Below are 13,352 nucleotides of genomic sequence, written 5' to 3'. Positions count from 1 at the left end.
GCCATTAGGATAGCCTTGCTTCATTTTGTTAAGCCAAGCATTAAATCCTGTCGGCGGTATATTTCTGCGGCGTGTTATACCCTGATGGCAATAGAGTAGAGTTTAGTTATGGTCAGCCATTAGGATAGCCTTGCTTCATTTTGTTAAGCCAAGCATTAAATCCTGTCGGCGGTATATTTCTGCGCTGCGTTAGATCCTGATGCCAGTAGAGTAGAGTAGAGTTATGGTCAGCCATTAGGATAGCCTTGCTTCATTTGGTTAAGCCAAGCATTAAATCCTGTCGGCGTTATATTTCTGCGCTGCGTTAGATCCTGATGCCAGTAGAGTAGAGTAGAGTAGAGTAGAGTAGAGTTTAGTTATGGTCAGCCATTAGGATAGCCTTGCTTCATTTGGTTAAGCCAAGCGTTAAAGCCTGTAGGCGGTATATTTCTGCGCTGTGTTAGATCCTGATGGCAGTAGAGTAGAGTAGAGTTTAGTTATGGTCAGCCATTAGGATAGCCTTGCTTCATTTTGTTAAGCCAAGCGTAAATCCTGTCGGCGGTATATTTCTGTGGTGTGTTAGATCTTGATGGCAATAGAGTAGAGTTTAGTTATGGTCAGCCATTAGGATAGCCTTGCTTCATTTTGTTAAGCCAAGCATTAAATCCTGTCGGCGGTATATTTCTGCGGCGTGTTAGATCCTGATGGCAGTAGAGTTTAGTTATGGTCAGCCATTAGGATATCCTTGCTTCATTTTGTTAAGCAAAGCGTTAAATTCTACAGGGTGTAAACCTCTGAGTCTGAACGTTTATGCATTTCGCCTCGATTAAGCAAGCCATCTACAGCCGTTTGAACTTGGGCAATGTTGTGGAGATATTTTTCATTGCTAAGCCATTGATTACATATCCCTTGTACCGATGCTGAAGCATTAGGGTGGGCTGAAAGGTAATTGATAATACCCGTTTGAATTTCACTGTGAATGTCTTTCATTTTCATCTGAGTGCCCTTAATGTGTCGTGTTTCATATACAGCTTAGTGTATTATGGGCTTTTTTTCCTGCCCTGCTCTTAGTTAAAATATACACTCTTGTTATTGGTTTTTCACTTAAGCGACTATTATTAAATGGGGGGCTCTATGAAATATGACCGAAATAAAATAGAGATTGGCCATTATTTGTCTAAGACCAATATTCATTTACGTGATGACAATGTGAAAATAGCTTTTGGTGATGAGTTTGATATAACCGATGTGTTAAAAAACAATCAAGTTGAAATTTTATATCATCATAAAAACTACACCTTTGATAAGGATATTTTAGAGAACGCTATTATTGCCTTAAGTCACTAGCTGCTTTAAACCACTAGCTGCTTGAAGTCACTGGCGAGTTGATGATTTTCGAGGCTAACTAGCTCCATGGCTGGTTATGGCTAAATTTCATCAAGGTTTTATAGCGTTTTATTTAGCTAATGCTCGGTCGTAACTCGTGAGTATTTCCTTGCGCGCATGTTCAACGTCTTGCCAACCTTCTATTTTTACCCACTTATTTTGCTCAAGATCTTTATAGTGTTCGAAAAACATAGTGATTTGTGCCGTCAATAATGTAGGTAAGTCGCTGACATCGCATATATTTTCATATTCACCATTAAGGCTATTATGGGGCACGGCAATTATCTTGGCATCTTCACCCGATTCATCCGTCATTTTTAATACCGCTACTGGGCGGCAACGAATCACACAACCTGGCTGTAAAGGGTAGGGCGTTGGTACTAAGACATCCAGAGGGTCGCCATCGAGTGACAGAGTGTGATTTATATAACCATAGTTACACGGGTTATACATAGGTGCAGACATAAAGCGGTCGACAAACAAGACGCCGGTATCTTGGTCAACTTCATATTTTATCGGTAAGGCATTGGCAGGTATTTCAATAATGACATTAATATCATCAGGCAACTTCCTCCCTGCGGGCACAGTATTTAAACTCATATTACTCACCTAAAAACAAAGCTAATAATTAAAAGCATAGCCTACAATTGGCCGCTGTATAGTCAGGTCTCACGAGTAAAGGAATTTGACTAAAACTATGTGGTTTGTGACCTGCTAACGGGGCGGTCCATTTCTCACGACAGAGCTATATTGCCGATTTTGTTAATGTTTTATTTGCAGTGCAAAATGATGCTTACAACGTACAGGTTAGGTTTTATAAGCTAGCGCTTGAATAATCTTGCTTTGATCGGATTTGAAAGCTATTTACCAAGATCACTTCAATCAAAATGCCAGTCAGTTTATCACTGACTGGCATTCATTTTGTTATTGCCTTGTATGGTCAAGCTTGAGCGTTTAACTTTTGCTATAGCTCTGCATGTGGACCAAATATTTCATAATGAATATTTGTCGCTACTACCCCTAAGTTTAGTAATTGCTGTTTAACAAATTGCATAAAAGCAATAGGGCCACAAAGGTAAAAGTTACCTAGTTCAATCGGTAAATTTACCTTAGTTAAATCCATCATGCCGTGGTGAATATGAGCTTGCTCAACCTCCTCATTACGATACCAAATATTCTGCTGCCAATTATTTTCATTAATAAGCTCGGTGGTTCTGGCTGCGAAAGAATGTTGTTCGCTATTTTCACAGGCATGTAAATAATGCACTGACTTGTTATAACCTTGTTGGGCTAGTGTCTCTAACATGGCTTGCATGGGGGTTATACCTACTCCCGCAGAGAGTAGCACTACAGGCGCTTGACGGTCAGTAAAGAAAAAATCTCCTGCTGGCGCGTACAAATTAATTTCATCACCAATATGTATTTGATCATGTAAATAATTAGAGACTATGCCAGTGGTAATTGTGCCGGCAACTTCAGCAGTTTCTCGCTTTACTGAAATTCGATAAGTCTTATGATTAGCTTTATCAGATAAAGAATATTGACGTATTTCTTTAAACTGCCAGTTTGTATCAGTCAGTTCAATACCTAAGTACTGGCCGGGTTGATAGCCAATCACTGATTTTTTATCTAGGGGGGCAAAAATAAAGCTGGTGACCAATTCAGATTCAACTTTCTTTTCTATGACAGTGAATGCTCTAGCGTCGCGCCAACCGCCTAATGTTTCGGCGCGCTCTTGGTACAGCTCTGCTTCTCTATCAATAAAAATTTGCGCTAAAAATTGATAGGCTGCTGTCCACGCTTCTTCAACATCAGCAGTGAATGCTGCACCGGTTAACTCACGTAGGGTCTCAATCAGGTGGTGGCCAACAATGGCGTATTGCGGTGCTTTAATATTAAAGCTAGTATGTTTTTGGGCAATTCGCTCTATCGCCGTTGTTAACGCCGCTAAATTGTCGATGTTTTTAGCATAGGCGGCTATGGCTTCAAACAAAGCCACTTGCTGCCTGCCTGAGCGTTGATTGGCCATATTGAAGATATCTTGCAGCTCTGGGTTATGGCTGAACAGACGTTTATAGAAGTGCTCCGTTAAAGCGGGGCCAGCATTCTCTAGCAGGGGAACGGTACTTTTTATAATGTCGATATGTTTATCAGTTAACATAATTACTCCTAAGGTAAACTGAAATGAAAAATGAGTCCTAGGAAAATGACCTAGGATGTTTTAAATGCCTTTGTATTACTTGGTGTTTCGAGGGGCCAGTTTTTAGTTATTTTCTAGCCGTCTTTATCTTGTGGTGTTATTTTATTCAACTTTTTAGTGGTCAAAATAGTTAGGTAAACTTTTAAGAACAAAATCCCAGCGATTAGCCAAGCTAAGGCACTAATATTCCAAGCAACTAGTGTTTGATTCACTAATATTGGTAAAAATGACAGTGATGGCAGAATCACTCGCGCCAGTGCTGAAATCATAATAAGAAAAAATATCCAAGAGACTAACTTACTCGGTGTTAATGCTCTGCCGGTGTGGCCAAGAGATACTCGGCTCATCATGGCAAAGATCATTAAGCCCATTGCCGCTATGGTGATCATATGTAGCGCATCGCCAAAGGGTATTGCTAGCTGAATAAAGCCAGTACCACCTGCAGGCAGGTAGCTCATGCCCATTAATATCAGCCCTAAGCCAAGAGAAAAATAGGATAAGTGTAAGGACCACAATAAAGCGATATTTCTGGTGGCAAAGCTACGCCAGTAACATTGTCTAATAAGGTGCAGTAGTCCGGCCGTTATCATTAAGCCAGCCGGACTAAAGGGTAAATCAATAAATGCCGAACTAAAAAATACCAGTACAGCTAAAATTGCAGTGATAGTGAGTAATGGTGTCAGCCAACTTGGTACTTTGATAGCCTCTAGCTTAGCGCCAGAGACAGTAAAGAAGGGAATAACTCGGCCTGCTAAAATGCCCATCAACAAGCAAAACATTAAAACACTGGCGCTAGCAATATGACGGGTAAGTTCATGCTGGCCGTTAAAATCCAGCAGCAAGAGGGAGATGTTAAGCAGCATTAAAACTGCTAGCAGCGGAATAAATAGGTAATTGCGGCGGTTGCTGCTTTTCACCACTAAACCAGCAAAGACAAATATTGCCCCCAGCCACCAAAAGCTTTGTAATACTATGGCGATGATAATGGTGCTAGGTAAGTTAATGACTAAGGCGATTCGTACCAGCAACCATAAGGCAATAAAGGCCAATACCGGCAAACCTTTTATACTGGGCTGGCCGGTCCAAGTTTGCGCGGCAGTGAGAATAAAACCAACGGCTACTGTGGCGCCAAAACCAAAAATCATTTCATGAATATGCCAAGCTAACGGCGAAATACCATTACCGACAAAAGTGAAATAGCCATTAAAATACCCAGCCCATATTCCTAAGGAAAACATCGAACAAGCAACCGCTAGTAAAAAGAAGCTTCTAAAAGGTAAGTCTAAGAGCGGATGTTGTACTAAATATGTTAACGCACTAGGCTCTTGTTGTTCATAAGTTAATTGCGACGTTGGTGAATCTTGGCTCTGTAGCATGTTAAAAGTTCCTGTTACCAAAACCATGTAAAGCAATACAGCGTAAGACATAGCCAATTTTGACGAATGCAGCAAAAACAATAGTGGCAATATGGGCCGAAATTTGCGCTGCAATGGTAAAGTGCTGATCATAAAAAAAGGTGATAGTGACACTTGCCGCTACAATCAGAAAAGACATCAACATAAGGTAGTTACCTATGACTAAACATTTTTGCCAGCCTAATGCGTTTTCTACATCAGGCAGTTGACGGGCGATGGTAAAGTGCGAATACATGCTGGTCTCTGTTTGGATTTGATTGATTTACTTACCTTCTACATAGCAAAGCCAGTGCCAACTATTTTTATTATTAATATACAATGGCTTGTGATTTAATCTGTTGCTATGAAGTCTAAATGACTCTTAATGTGCGTAGTCATTTAGACTCGTATGTGTTATTTTAACTACTTATATGGGGCTAACCCCTGCAGCGAAAATACGTCATCATCAGGTGCTAGCATGAAACAAATATCATCCACAGCAATTATTGAGCTAGCACTGAACCTTGCGACTAGCTTAAATAGCAAAGATAGGTTTGATCGGTTATTAGATACGGTCAGAAAAACGATTACTTGTGATGCGGTGGCATTACTCTCCTATCATGGCGATGTACTGAAACCCATCGCGCTACAAGGCTTAAGTCGAGACACCTTAGGGCGACGTTTTCATATTGCAGAACACCCAAGATTTGTCGCTATTTGTCAGTCAAAATCGCCCATTCGTTTTGCCGCCGACTCACCGTTACCCGATCCCTATGATGGCCTATTGATTGACCGCGCTGGCGATTTGCCGGTGCATTCATGCATGGGCTTGCCCTTATATTATGATGATAAGTTGTTGGGTTTATTAACCATAGATAGCTTGACGCCACATGACTTTGAAGATATTGAAGTGCGTACCCTTGAGGTCATATCGGCCATGGCAGCAGCAACGCTTCATACCGCATTGCTACTGGAGCAACTTGAAAGTAGAGCTGATCATTCACAACGTGTGGTCGCAGAGTTAACCGAAGGAGCGTGGAAACGAGATGGTGGTGAACTCATTGGTGATAGTCCCGTCATGGCTCAGCTCAAACAGGAAGTAGATATAGTTGCCGGCTCTGATTTTAATATCTTAATCTATGGTGACACTGGCGTAGGTAAAGAGTTAGTTGCCCGCACCTTACACCAAAAGTCACTACGTCAACATGGCCCAATGGTTTATGTAAATTGTGCCGCCTTACCGGAGAACTTGATTGAAAGTGAGCTATTTGGTCATGTAAAAGGTGCTTTTACAGGTGCTGATAAAAACCGTGCCGGTAAATTTTCACTCGCTGACGGAGGCACTTTATTTTTAGATGAAATTGGCGAGTTGCCCCTAGCCGCTCAGAGCAAGATATTAAGAGCGATACAAAGTAATGAAATTCAGCCCGTCGGCCAAGACAATGTTGAAGAAGTGAATGTTCGTATTATTGCTGCCACCAATAGAGACTTAAAAGAAGAAGTGGCGCAAGGGCGTTTTCGTGCCGACTTGTATCATAGGTTAAGTGTCTACCCCATTAGGGTACCAAGTCTTTATGAAAGAGTTGGCGATGTGCAATTGTTGGCAGGATATTTTATCGAACAAACACGACGCAAGCTCGGCATTACTCAGTTAAAAATTACCGAACCAGCGATTGCGCATTTAACACAATATGACTGGCCAGGTAACGTCCGTGAATTAGAGCATGTTGTTAGTCGGGCAACGCTAAAGGCGCGTGCCCGTCAGCGTGGTAAGGCAATAATCGTAATCGAGCCAGCGGATTGTGGTGCACTTATTTGTACTGAGACTGAATCGACTATTGAGCTTGTTGCTGATAATGGCGTGTCATTGTCAGCAGATAAGCAGACTAATTTTCCGTTAAAAGTGGAAACAGAAAACTTTCAACGACAATTGATTAGTCGAGTACTTAAAGAAGAAGAGGGTAATTGGGCCGCAGCGGCACGGCGTTTATCAACTGATAGAGCTAACTTAAATCGCATCGCTAAGCGTTTACATATTAAAGTGCTGAAGTCAGTTGTTTAAGGTTATAAACTAAGAAGTACTAGCGACTAACTGTGCGTACTAGTCGCTTATTTTGCTTGTAGCTATTACTTTTAGTTAGCCAAAATAGTTAACACTGCGCTGTTCATCGCTCGTATGGCCGTGGAGATAACTTTTTTCGCATCGGGTGCCCAAAAGGGGCTATGTAGGGAGGGTAAAGCTTCGCCAGTTTCTTGGGCTGCTTGCCACTTATCGTGTGGTACTCCGCCGACCCAAAATATCATGCTTTTGATACTAGTATCTGCGCGATAATAACGGCCAAAATCTTCACCCGCCATTACCGCCGGTACTTCAATAACGCGCTCTTTACCTAACTCGGCAGTAAATAAAGCGGCCATTTTTTTTGTGAACTCAGGTTCATTATAAGTCGCTGGGGTAAATTCATCTTTAACCGTCACTACTGGCAGTAATTCGTCAGGTAAACCCATGGCGATGCCTTCCCCTTTAGCTATTCTTTTGATGCCATCAAGTAAGGTCTGACGTGTTGCATCTGAGTAGCTACGTACAGTTAATAATAACAACGCCTGATCTGAAATAATGTTGTGCTTAGTACCTGATTGAAAGCTACCGACGGTGACTACCGCAGGGTCTTGTGGATTTAATTCACGGCTAACTAAGGTTTGCAATGCGCCCACAATGCGTGCGCCTAAGACAATAGGGTCTTTCGTTAGATGTGGATAAGCACCATGACCACCAATACCTTTAACATCAATATTGACACTATCGACATTAGCAAAGGTAAAACCCGGGGTATAACCAATAACACCGGCTTTTAAGCTAGCTGAATTATGAAAGGCTAGGGCATAATCAGGCTTAGGAAAACGTTTATATAAACCGTCCGCTAACATAGCTTTTGCGCCGCGGCCACGCTCTTCCGCCGGTTGTAAAATCATCACTAAAGTACCGGACCAATTTTCTTTGTTTTCACTGAGTAACTTTGCGGTACCAAGCCAGCTGGTCATATGGGTATCATGGCCACAGGCATGCATAACATGAGCTGATAAGCCCTCCTCAGTAATAGTGATAACCTGGGAAGCAAAGGCTAAACCAGTTTGCTCTTTTATCGGCAGTGCATCCATATCCGCGCGAATTAATACCGTCGGGCCTTTACCATTTTTTAATACGGCAACAACACCGGTACCACCGACATTTTCCGTGACGGAAAAGCCTAACTCACGGGCTTTTATGGCAAGCTTTTTTGCGGTGTTAAATTCGACACTAGAGAGTTCAGGGCTTTGATGTAAATCTTTATATAGCATCATCAACTCAGGCATGACAGCTTGCACTAACTTAGCATTGGTACTAGCAGTATTCGTGGCAGCATAAGCTAATGAGCTGCTGGCAAGGCATAAAACAGAGGTTATAAATGCTATATACTTCATGGTATTACTCAGTGATATATTAAAAAATCATCTTAGCTGAATAGAAAGAAGGCTTCAATGGCTATATTTTACTGCCTATATTTGCCAGTTAAGCTGGTGTTGTTAAGTTGTTCGATGAATATTGCATCAGAGCTAATTAGCTCTACTAACTATCACCATTTCTTTTACTTTCTTTCACACATAAAAAAAGACCTTAGCAAATAAATGCTAAGGTCTTTTGGTAACTATTTAAGGTTAATTAAGTACGAATACTAATTAAGCTTTAGTAATTATGTCAACTAATTTCCAGTTTTTAGACTTAGAAATTGGCGCAACTTCAGTAATCGTTACGATATCACCTTCGTTACATACGTTAGTTTCATCATGAGCTTTCAACTTAGTTGAACGCGTGATGTATTTACCGTACATAGGGTGCTTAACGCGACGTTCGATCATTACAACGATAGACTTATCCATCTTGTTACTGATAACAACGCCTTGTACTGTGCGGATTTTAACTTCGCTCATTACTTACCTGCCTTTTCAGTGATGATAGTCTTAACACGTGCAATATTGCGACGTACGATTTTTATCAAATGAGTTTGTGCTAATTGACCAGTGCTTGCTTGCATGCGGTAGTTAAACTGCTCACGAAGAAGCTCTAGTAATTCAGCGTTAAGCTCTTCAATGCTTTTTGCTTTAAGTTCGCTTGCTTTCATTACAATGCCGTCCTAGTTACGAAGGTAGTTTTGAACGGAAGTTTAGCAGCGGCTAAAGCAAAAGCTTCACGTGCTAATTCTTCAGAAACACCTTCCATTTCATAAAGAACACGACCAGGAAGAACTTGGCAAACCCAATATTCTACTGAACCCTTACCTTTACCCATACGAACCTCAAGAGGTTTTTTAGTAATTGGCTTATCAGGGAATACGCGTATCCAGATTTTACCTTGACGTTTTACATGACGAGTCATGGCACGACGAGCGGCTTCAATTTGGCGCGCAGTCATACGACCACGTTCAAGTGATTTTAAACCGAAAGTACCGAAGCTAACTGAACTACCGACGTGTGCAAGACCACGGTTGCGCATTTTAAATTGCTTACGGAATTTAGTACGTTTTGGTTGTAACATTACTTATTCCTCTTACTTCGCTTTGCGGTTGTTTTTTCTTTTAGGTTTAGCAGCTGGTTGCTCTGCTTGCAATGGCATTGGGCCAATGATTTCACCTTTAAAGATCCAAACTTTCACACCAATTACACCATAAGTCGTGTTGCCACGCGCAATCGCGTAGTCGATATCAGCACGTAATGTATGTAAAGGTACACGACCTTCACGATACCATTCTGCACGTGCAATATCAGCGCCGCCTAAACGACCACTAACTTGAACTTTGATGCCTTTAGCGCCAAGACGCATAGCGTTTTGAACGGCACGCTTCATGGCGCGACGGAACATAACACGACGTTCTAATTGACTAGCAATGCTGTCTGCAACAAGCTGCGCATCCATTTCTGGCTTACGTACTTCAGCAATGTTGATTTGAGCAGGAACACCAGCAATTTTAGTAATCGCTAAACGTAGTTTCTCTACATCTTCGCCTTTCTTACCGATAACAACACCTGGACGAGCCGTGTGAATTGTTACGCGGATAGATTTAGCTGGACGTTCGATAACTACTTTTGATAGTGAAGCGCGCTTAAGCTTTTCTTTTAAATATTCGCGAACCTTGTGGTCGCCGTCTAAGTTACTAGCAAAATCTTTGCTGGTAGCAAACCAAGTAGACGCGAAAGGTTTCGTGATCCCTAGGCGTATACCGGTAGGATGTACTTTTTGACCCATACTAATATCTCCTAAGAATCAGACACAATCACAGTAATGTGACTAGTGCGCTTAATGATGCGATCGGCACGGCCTTTCGCACGAGGTCTAATACGCTTCATTGTTGGACCATCGTCAACCAATATGATTTTAACGAATAATTCATCAATATCTGCACCTTCGTTATGCTCGGCATTTGCGATAGCTGAGTTAAGTACTTTTTTAACTAATTCAGCAGCTTTCTTGTTGCTGTAAGTTAAAATTTCAAGTGCTTTCTCAACATTTACGCCACGGATTTGATCCGCAACTAAACGCGCTTTTTGAGCAGAACCACGGGCAAATTTATGTATAGCTATTGCTTGCATTTAATTTCCCCTATTTCTTCGCTTTCTTATCAGCGACATGACCGCGAAAAGTACGAGTTGGTGCAAATTCTCCTAATTTGTGACCGATCATTTCTTCGGTTACAAATACAGGGACGTGTTGACGGCCATTATGGACAGCGATGGTCAATCCGATCATTGTAGGAATGATCATTGAACGACGGGACCAAGTTTTAATTGGCTTTTTATTCCCGCTTTCCACCGCTTTCTCTACCTTCGTCAACAAGTGTAGGTCAATAAATGGACCTTTCTTGAGGGAACGTGGCATGGTGAATCCTTATATATTCAATTCTTCATGTTGAACTTAGCAAGCTAAGCCCAGCAATCAGAATATTAATTTAATGTACTAATTACTTAGTACGACGACGTACGATAAATTTATCAGTACGTTTGTTCGAACGAGTCTTGTAACCCTTAGTTGGTACACCCCAAGGTGATACCGGGTGACGACCGCCAGATGTTTTACCTTCACCACCACCGTGTGGGTGATCAACTGGGTTCATGGCAACACCACGAACAGTTGGGCGAACACCGCGCCAGCGTGAAGCACCAGCTTTACCAAGTTGGCGAAGCATGTGTTCAGCGTTGCCGATCTCACCTAAAGTAGCACGACAATCTGCTTCTACTTTACGCATTTCGCCAGAGCGAAGACGTAAAGTAACGTAAGCACCTTCTTTCGCCACTAATTGTGCGTAAGTACCAGCAGCACGTGCGATTTGCGCACCTTTACCTGGTTTAAGTTCGATTGCATGAATAACGCTACCTAAAGGTAGGTTACGTAGCGGCATAGTGTTACCAGCTTTGATAGGAGCATCTACACCTGACAGGATAGTATCTCCAGCACTTAAGCCTTTAGGGGCTAAGATGTAACGACGTTCACCATCTGCATATAAAACTAATGCGATGTTAGCGCTTCGGTTTGGATCGTATTCTAAACGTTCTATTTTGGCTGGAATGCCATCTTTATTACGTTTAAAGTCAATAATACGATAATGTTGCTTATGACCACCACCAATGTGACGAACCGTAATGCGACCATTATTGTTACGACCACCAGTCTTAGACTTAGTGTCTAATAATGGTGCATAAGGCTTACCTGTATGAAGCTCTTTGTTTACCACTTTAACTAGGTGACGACGACCCGGAGAAGTAGGTTTACATTTTACTATAGCCATTTTAACTGCTCCTTATGATTCCGCGCCAACGAAGTCGATGTCACTACCTTCTGCAAGAGTAACGTAGGCTTTTTTCCAGTCGTTACGACGACCAAAACGAGATCCAGTACGTTTTACTTTACCCTTTACATTAAGTGTGCGAACACCTTCAACAGAAACTTCGAAAAGTTTCTCTACGGCCGCTTTGATTTCAGCTTTAGTCGCATCTGTCGCTACTTTGAAAACAACAGTGTTGTTTTTTTCAGCAGCGGTAGTTGCTTTTTCAGAAATATTTGGTGCTAAAAGCACTTTTAACAAACGTTCTTCGTTTATCATGCTAAAATCCCCTCAATTTCTTTAACTGCATCAGCAGTCATTAAAACTTTTGCGAAACCAACCAAGCTTACTGGGTCGATTGCTGCAACGTCACGAACGTCAACTTTATATAAGTTACGTGCTGATAAGAACAAGTTCTCGTCAACGTCTTTCGTTACAATCAATACGTCTTTAAGCTCTAAACCTTTTAACTTGGCAACAAGTTCTTTAGTTTTAGGCGTTTCTACCGAAAAATCGTTAACTACTATCAAACGGTCTTGACGAACTAGTTCAGATAGGATGCTAGCGATAGCACCACGATACATTTTACGGTTAACTTTTTGGCTGTGATCTTGAGGTTTAGCAGCGAATGTTACGCCACCAGAACGCCAGATTGGACCACGAGTAGTACCGGCACGAGCACGGCCTGTACCTTTTTGACGCCATGGTTTTGCGCCACCGCCACTAACTTCTGAGCGAGTTTTCTGAGCACGAGTACCTTGACGAGCACCAGCTGCATAAGCAACTACTACTTGGTGTACTAACGCTTCATTAAACTCACGTCCAAAAGTTGCTTCGGATACTTCAAGAGTACCTGATGCGTCTTTTAATGATAATTCCATCACAAAATCTCCTGGACTAAGCTTTAACAGCTGGTTTGATGATTACATTGCCATTGATAGCACCCGGAACTGCACCTTTAACAAGTAGCAAGTTACGTTCTATATCAACGCGAACCAATTCAAGGTTTTGTGTAGTAACGCGCACAGCACCCATATGACCAGACATTTTTTTGCCTTTGAAAACGCGACCTGGTGTTTGACATTGACCTAACGAACCGTTAGATCTATGTGCTAACGAAACACCATGCGTTGCATGTTGCATAGTAAAGTTCCAGCGTTTAATACCGCCTTGGAAACCTTTACCTTTCGATGTACCAGTTACGTCTACTAATTTAATGTCATTGAAAATCTCAACAGTGATTTCACTGCCGGCTTTAATGTCGCTACCTTCATTTTCGTCTAAGCGGAATTCCCACAAGCCGCGGCCTGCTTCGATACCTGCTTTCGCGAAATGACCAGCTGCTGGTTTTGTTACACGGCTTGCTCTACGCTTGCCAGTAGTAACTTGAAGCGCTGAATAACCATCGTTTGCTACAGTTTTAACCTGAGCAACACGGTTCGCTTCAACTTCTAGAACGGTTACAGGTACTGATACGCCATCTTCAGTGAAGATGCGAGTCATACCTACTTTACGTCCAACTAGACCTATAGTCATGTT

General features: G+C 41.9%; 18 protein-coding genes. 2 read left to right on the top strand and 16 right to left on the bottom strand.

Going from position 1 to position 13,352, the window contains the following annotated elements; all coding sequences use genetic code 11:
* Window positions 1–756: 756 nt before the first annotated feature.
* Window positions 757–975, bottom strand: a complete 219-nt coding sequence (locus MTCD1_RS06605; protein WP_057179744.1) for a hypothetical protein — start codon at window positions 973–975, stop codon at window positions 757–759.
* 138 nt (window positions 976–1,113) lie between these two features.
* Here MTCD1_RS06605 and MTCD1_RS06600 point away from each other — a divergent pair, with 138 nt between their 5' ends.
* On the top strand, window positions 1,114–1,326 hold the full coding sequence (locus MTCD1_RS06600; RefSeq protein ID WP_057179745.1) for a hypothetical protein: 213 nt from the start codon (window positions 1,114–1,116) through the stop codon (window positions 1,324–1,326).
* Between the two features lie 108 nt (window positions 1,327–1,434).
* Here the strand turns inward: MTCD1_RS06600 and ppa are convergent, their stop codons facing one another.
* The 4 genes from ppa to MTCD1_RS06580 all read right to left on the bottom strand — a co-directional run bounded on the left by ppa (window position 1,435) and on the right by MTCD1_RS06580 (window position 5,215).
* Entirely contained in the window at window positions 1,435–1,965 is a 531-nt protein-coding gene (gene ppa, locus MTCD1_RS06595) for an inorganic diphosphatase (RefSeq protein ID WP_057179746.1), read from the bottom strand.
* A gap of 364 nt (window positions 1,966–2,329) precedes the next feature.
* Window positions 2,330–3,583 carry an NO-inducible flavohemoprotein gene (gene hmpA / locus MTCD1_RS06590; RefSeq protein WP_331456593.1) on the bottom strand — a complete coding sequence of 418 codons (1,254 nt, stop codon included), beginning with the start codon at window positions 3,581–3,583 and terminating at the stop codon, window positions 2,330–2,332.
* 56 nt (window positions 3,584–3,639) lie between these two features.
* Window positions 3,640–4,941 carry an NnrS family protein gene (locus tag MTCD1_RS06585; protein WP_057179748.1) on the bottom strand — a complete coding sequence of 434 codons (1,302 nt, stop codon included), beginning with the start codon at window positions 4,939–4,941 and terminating at the stop codon, window positions 3,640–3,642.
* A 1-nt stretch (window position 4,942) separates the two neighbouring features.
* On the bottom strand, window positions 4,943–5,215 hold the full coding sequence (locus MTCD1_RS06580; protein ID WP_057179749.1) for a hypothetical protein: 273 nt from the start codon (window positions 5,213–5,215) through the stop codon (window positions 4,943–4,945).
* 222 nt (window positions 5,216–5,437) lie between these two features.
* Between MTCD1_RS06580 and norR the strand changes: the two genes are divergently transcribed.
* Complete coding sequence (norR, locus tag MTCD1_RS06575) at window positions 5,438–7,021, top strand: nitric oxide reductase transcriptional regulator NorR (protein WP_057179750.1); 1,584 nt, start codon at window positions 5,438–5,440, stop codon at window positions 7,019–7,021.
* 71 nt (window positions 7,022–7,092) lie between these two features.
* Here the strand turns inward: norR and MTCD1_RS06570 are convergent, their stop codons facing one another.
* The 11 genes from MTCD1_RS06570 to rplC all read right to left on the bottom strand — a co-directional run bounded on the left by MTCD1_RS06570 (window position 7,093) and on the right by rplC (window position 13,349).
* Window positions 7,093–8,421, bottom strand: a complete 1,329-nt coding sequence (locus MTCD1_RS06570; RefSeq protein ID WP_057179751.1) for an amidohydrolase — start codon at window positions 8,419–8,421, stop codon at window positions 7,093–7,095.
* Between the two features lie 255 nt (window positions 8,422–8,676).
* Window positions 8,677–8,928, bottom strand: a complete 252-nt coding sequence (gene rpsQ / locus MTCD1_RS06565; RefSeq protein WP_057179752.1) for a 30S ribosomal protein S17 — start codon at window positions 8,926–8,928, stop codon at window positions 8,677–8,679.
* Window positions 8,928–9,119, bottom strand: coding sequence for a 50S ribosomal protein L29 (rpmC, locus tag MTCD1_RS06560; protein WP_057179753.1), 192 nt, complete (start codon window positions 9,117–9,119; stop codon window positions 8,928–8,930). The genes rpsQ and rpmC overlap by 1 nt, the downstream gene beginning before the upstream one ends.
* Window positions 9,119–9,532: a 50S ribosomal protein L16 gene (gene rplP / locus MTCD1_RS06555; RefSeq protein ID WP_057179754.1), complete on the bottom strand. Its 414-nt coding sequence runs from the start codon at window positions 9,530–9,532 to the stop codon at window positions 9,119–9,121. Before rplP ends, rpmC begins: the two co-directional genes overlap by 1 nt.
* Window positions 9,533–9,544: 12 nt before the next feature.
* A complete protein-coding gene (gene rpsC / locus MTCD1_RS06550; protein WP_057179755.1) occupies window positions 9,545–10,240 on the bottom strand; it encodes a 30S ribosomal protein S3 in 696 nt (231 codons plus the stop codon).
* An 11-nt stretch (window positions 10,241–10,251) separates the two neighbouring features.
* On the bottom strand, window positions 10,252–10,584 hold the full coding sequence (gene rplV, locus MTCD1_RS06545) for a 50S ribosomal protein L22 (RefSeq protein WP_057179756.1): 333 nt from the start codon (window positions 10,582–10,584) through the stop codon (window positions 10,252–10,254).
* A gap of 10 nt (window positions 10,585–10,594) precedes the next feature.
* Window positions 10,595–10,870, bottom strand: coding sequence for a 30S ribosomal protein S19 (gene rpsS / locus MTCD1_RS06540; RefSeq protein WP_057179757.1), 276 nt, complete (start codon window positions 10,868–10,870; stop codon window positions 10,595–10,597).
* A gap of 82 nt (window positions 10,871–10,952) precedes the next feature.
* Window positions 10,953–11,777: a 50S ribosomal protein L2 gene (gene rplB, locus MTCD1_RS06535; protein ID WP_057179758.1), complete on the bottom strand. Its 825-nt coding sequence runs from the start codon at window positions 11,775–11,777 to the stop codon at window positions 10,953–10,955.
* A 12-nt stretch (window positions 11,778–11,789) separates the two neighbouring features.
* On the bottom strand, window positions 11,790–12,092 hold the full coding sequence (rplW, locus tag MTCD1_RS06530) for a 50S ribosomal protein L23 (RefSeq protein ID WP_057179759.1): 303 nt from the start codon (window positions 12,090–12,092) through the stop codon (window positions 11,790–11,792).
* Window positions 12,089–12,694, bottom strand: a complete 606-nt coding sequence (gene rplD / locus MTCD1_RS06525) for a 50S ribosomal protein L4 (RefSeq protein WP_057179760.1) — start codon at window positions 12,692–12,694, stop codon at window positions 12,089–12,091. Before rplD ends, rplW begins: the two co-directional genes overlap by 4 nt.
* Before the next feature lie 16 nt (window positions 12,695–12,710).
* Window positions 12,711–13,349, bottom strand: coding sequence for a 50S ribosomal protein L3 (gene rplC, locus MTCD1_RS06520; RefSeq protein ID WP_057179761.1), 639 nt, complete (start codon window positions 13,347–13,349; stop codon window positions 12,711–12,713).
* Window positions 13,350–13,352 lie beyond the last annotated feature (3 nt).

It is taken from the genome of Colwellia marinimaniae, assembly GCF_002207865.1.
Lineage (GTDB): Bacteria > Pseudomonadota > Gammaproteobacteria > Enterobacterales > Alteromonadaceae > Colwellia > Colwellia marinimaniae.
This window is presented reverse-complemented; position numbering and strand designations above follow the sequence as displayed.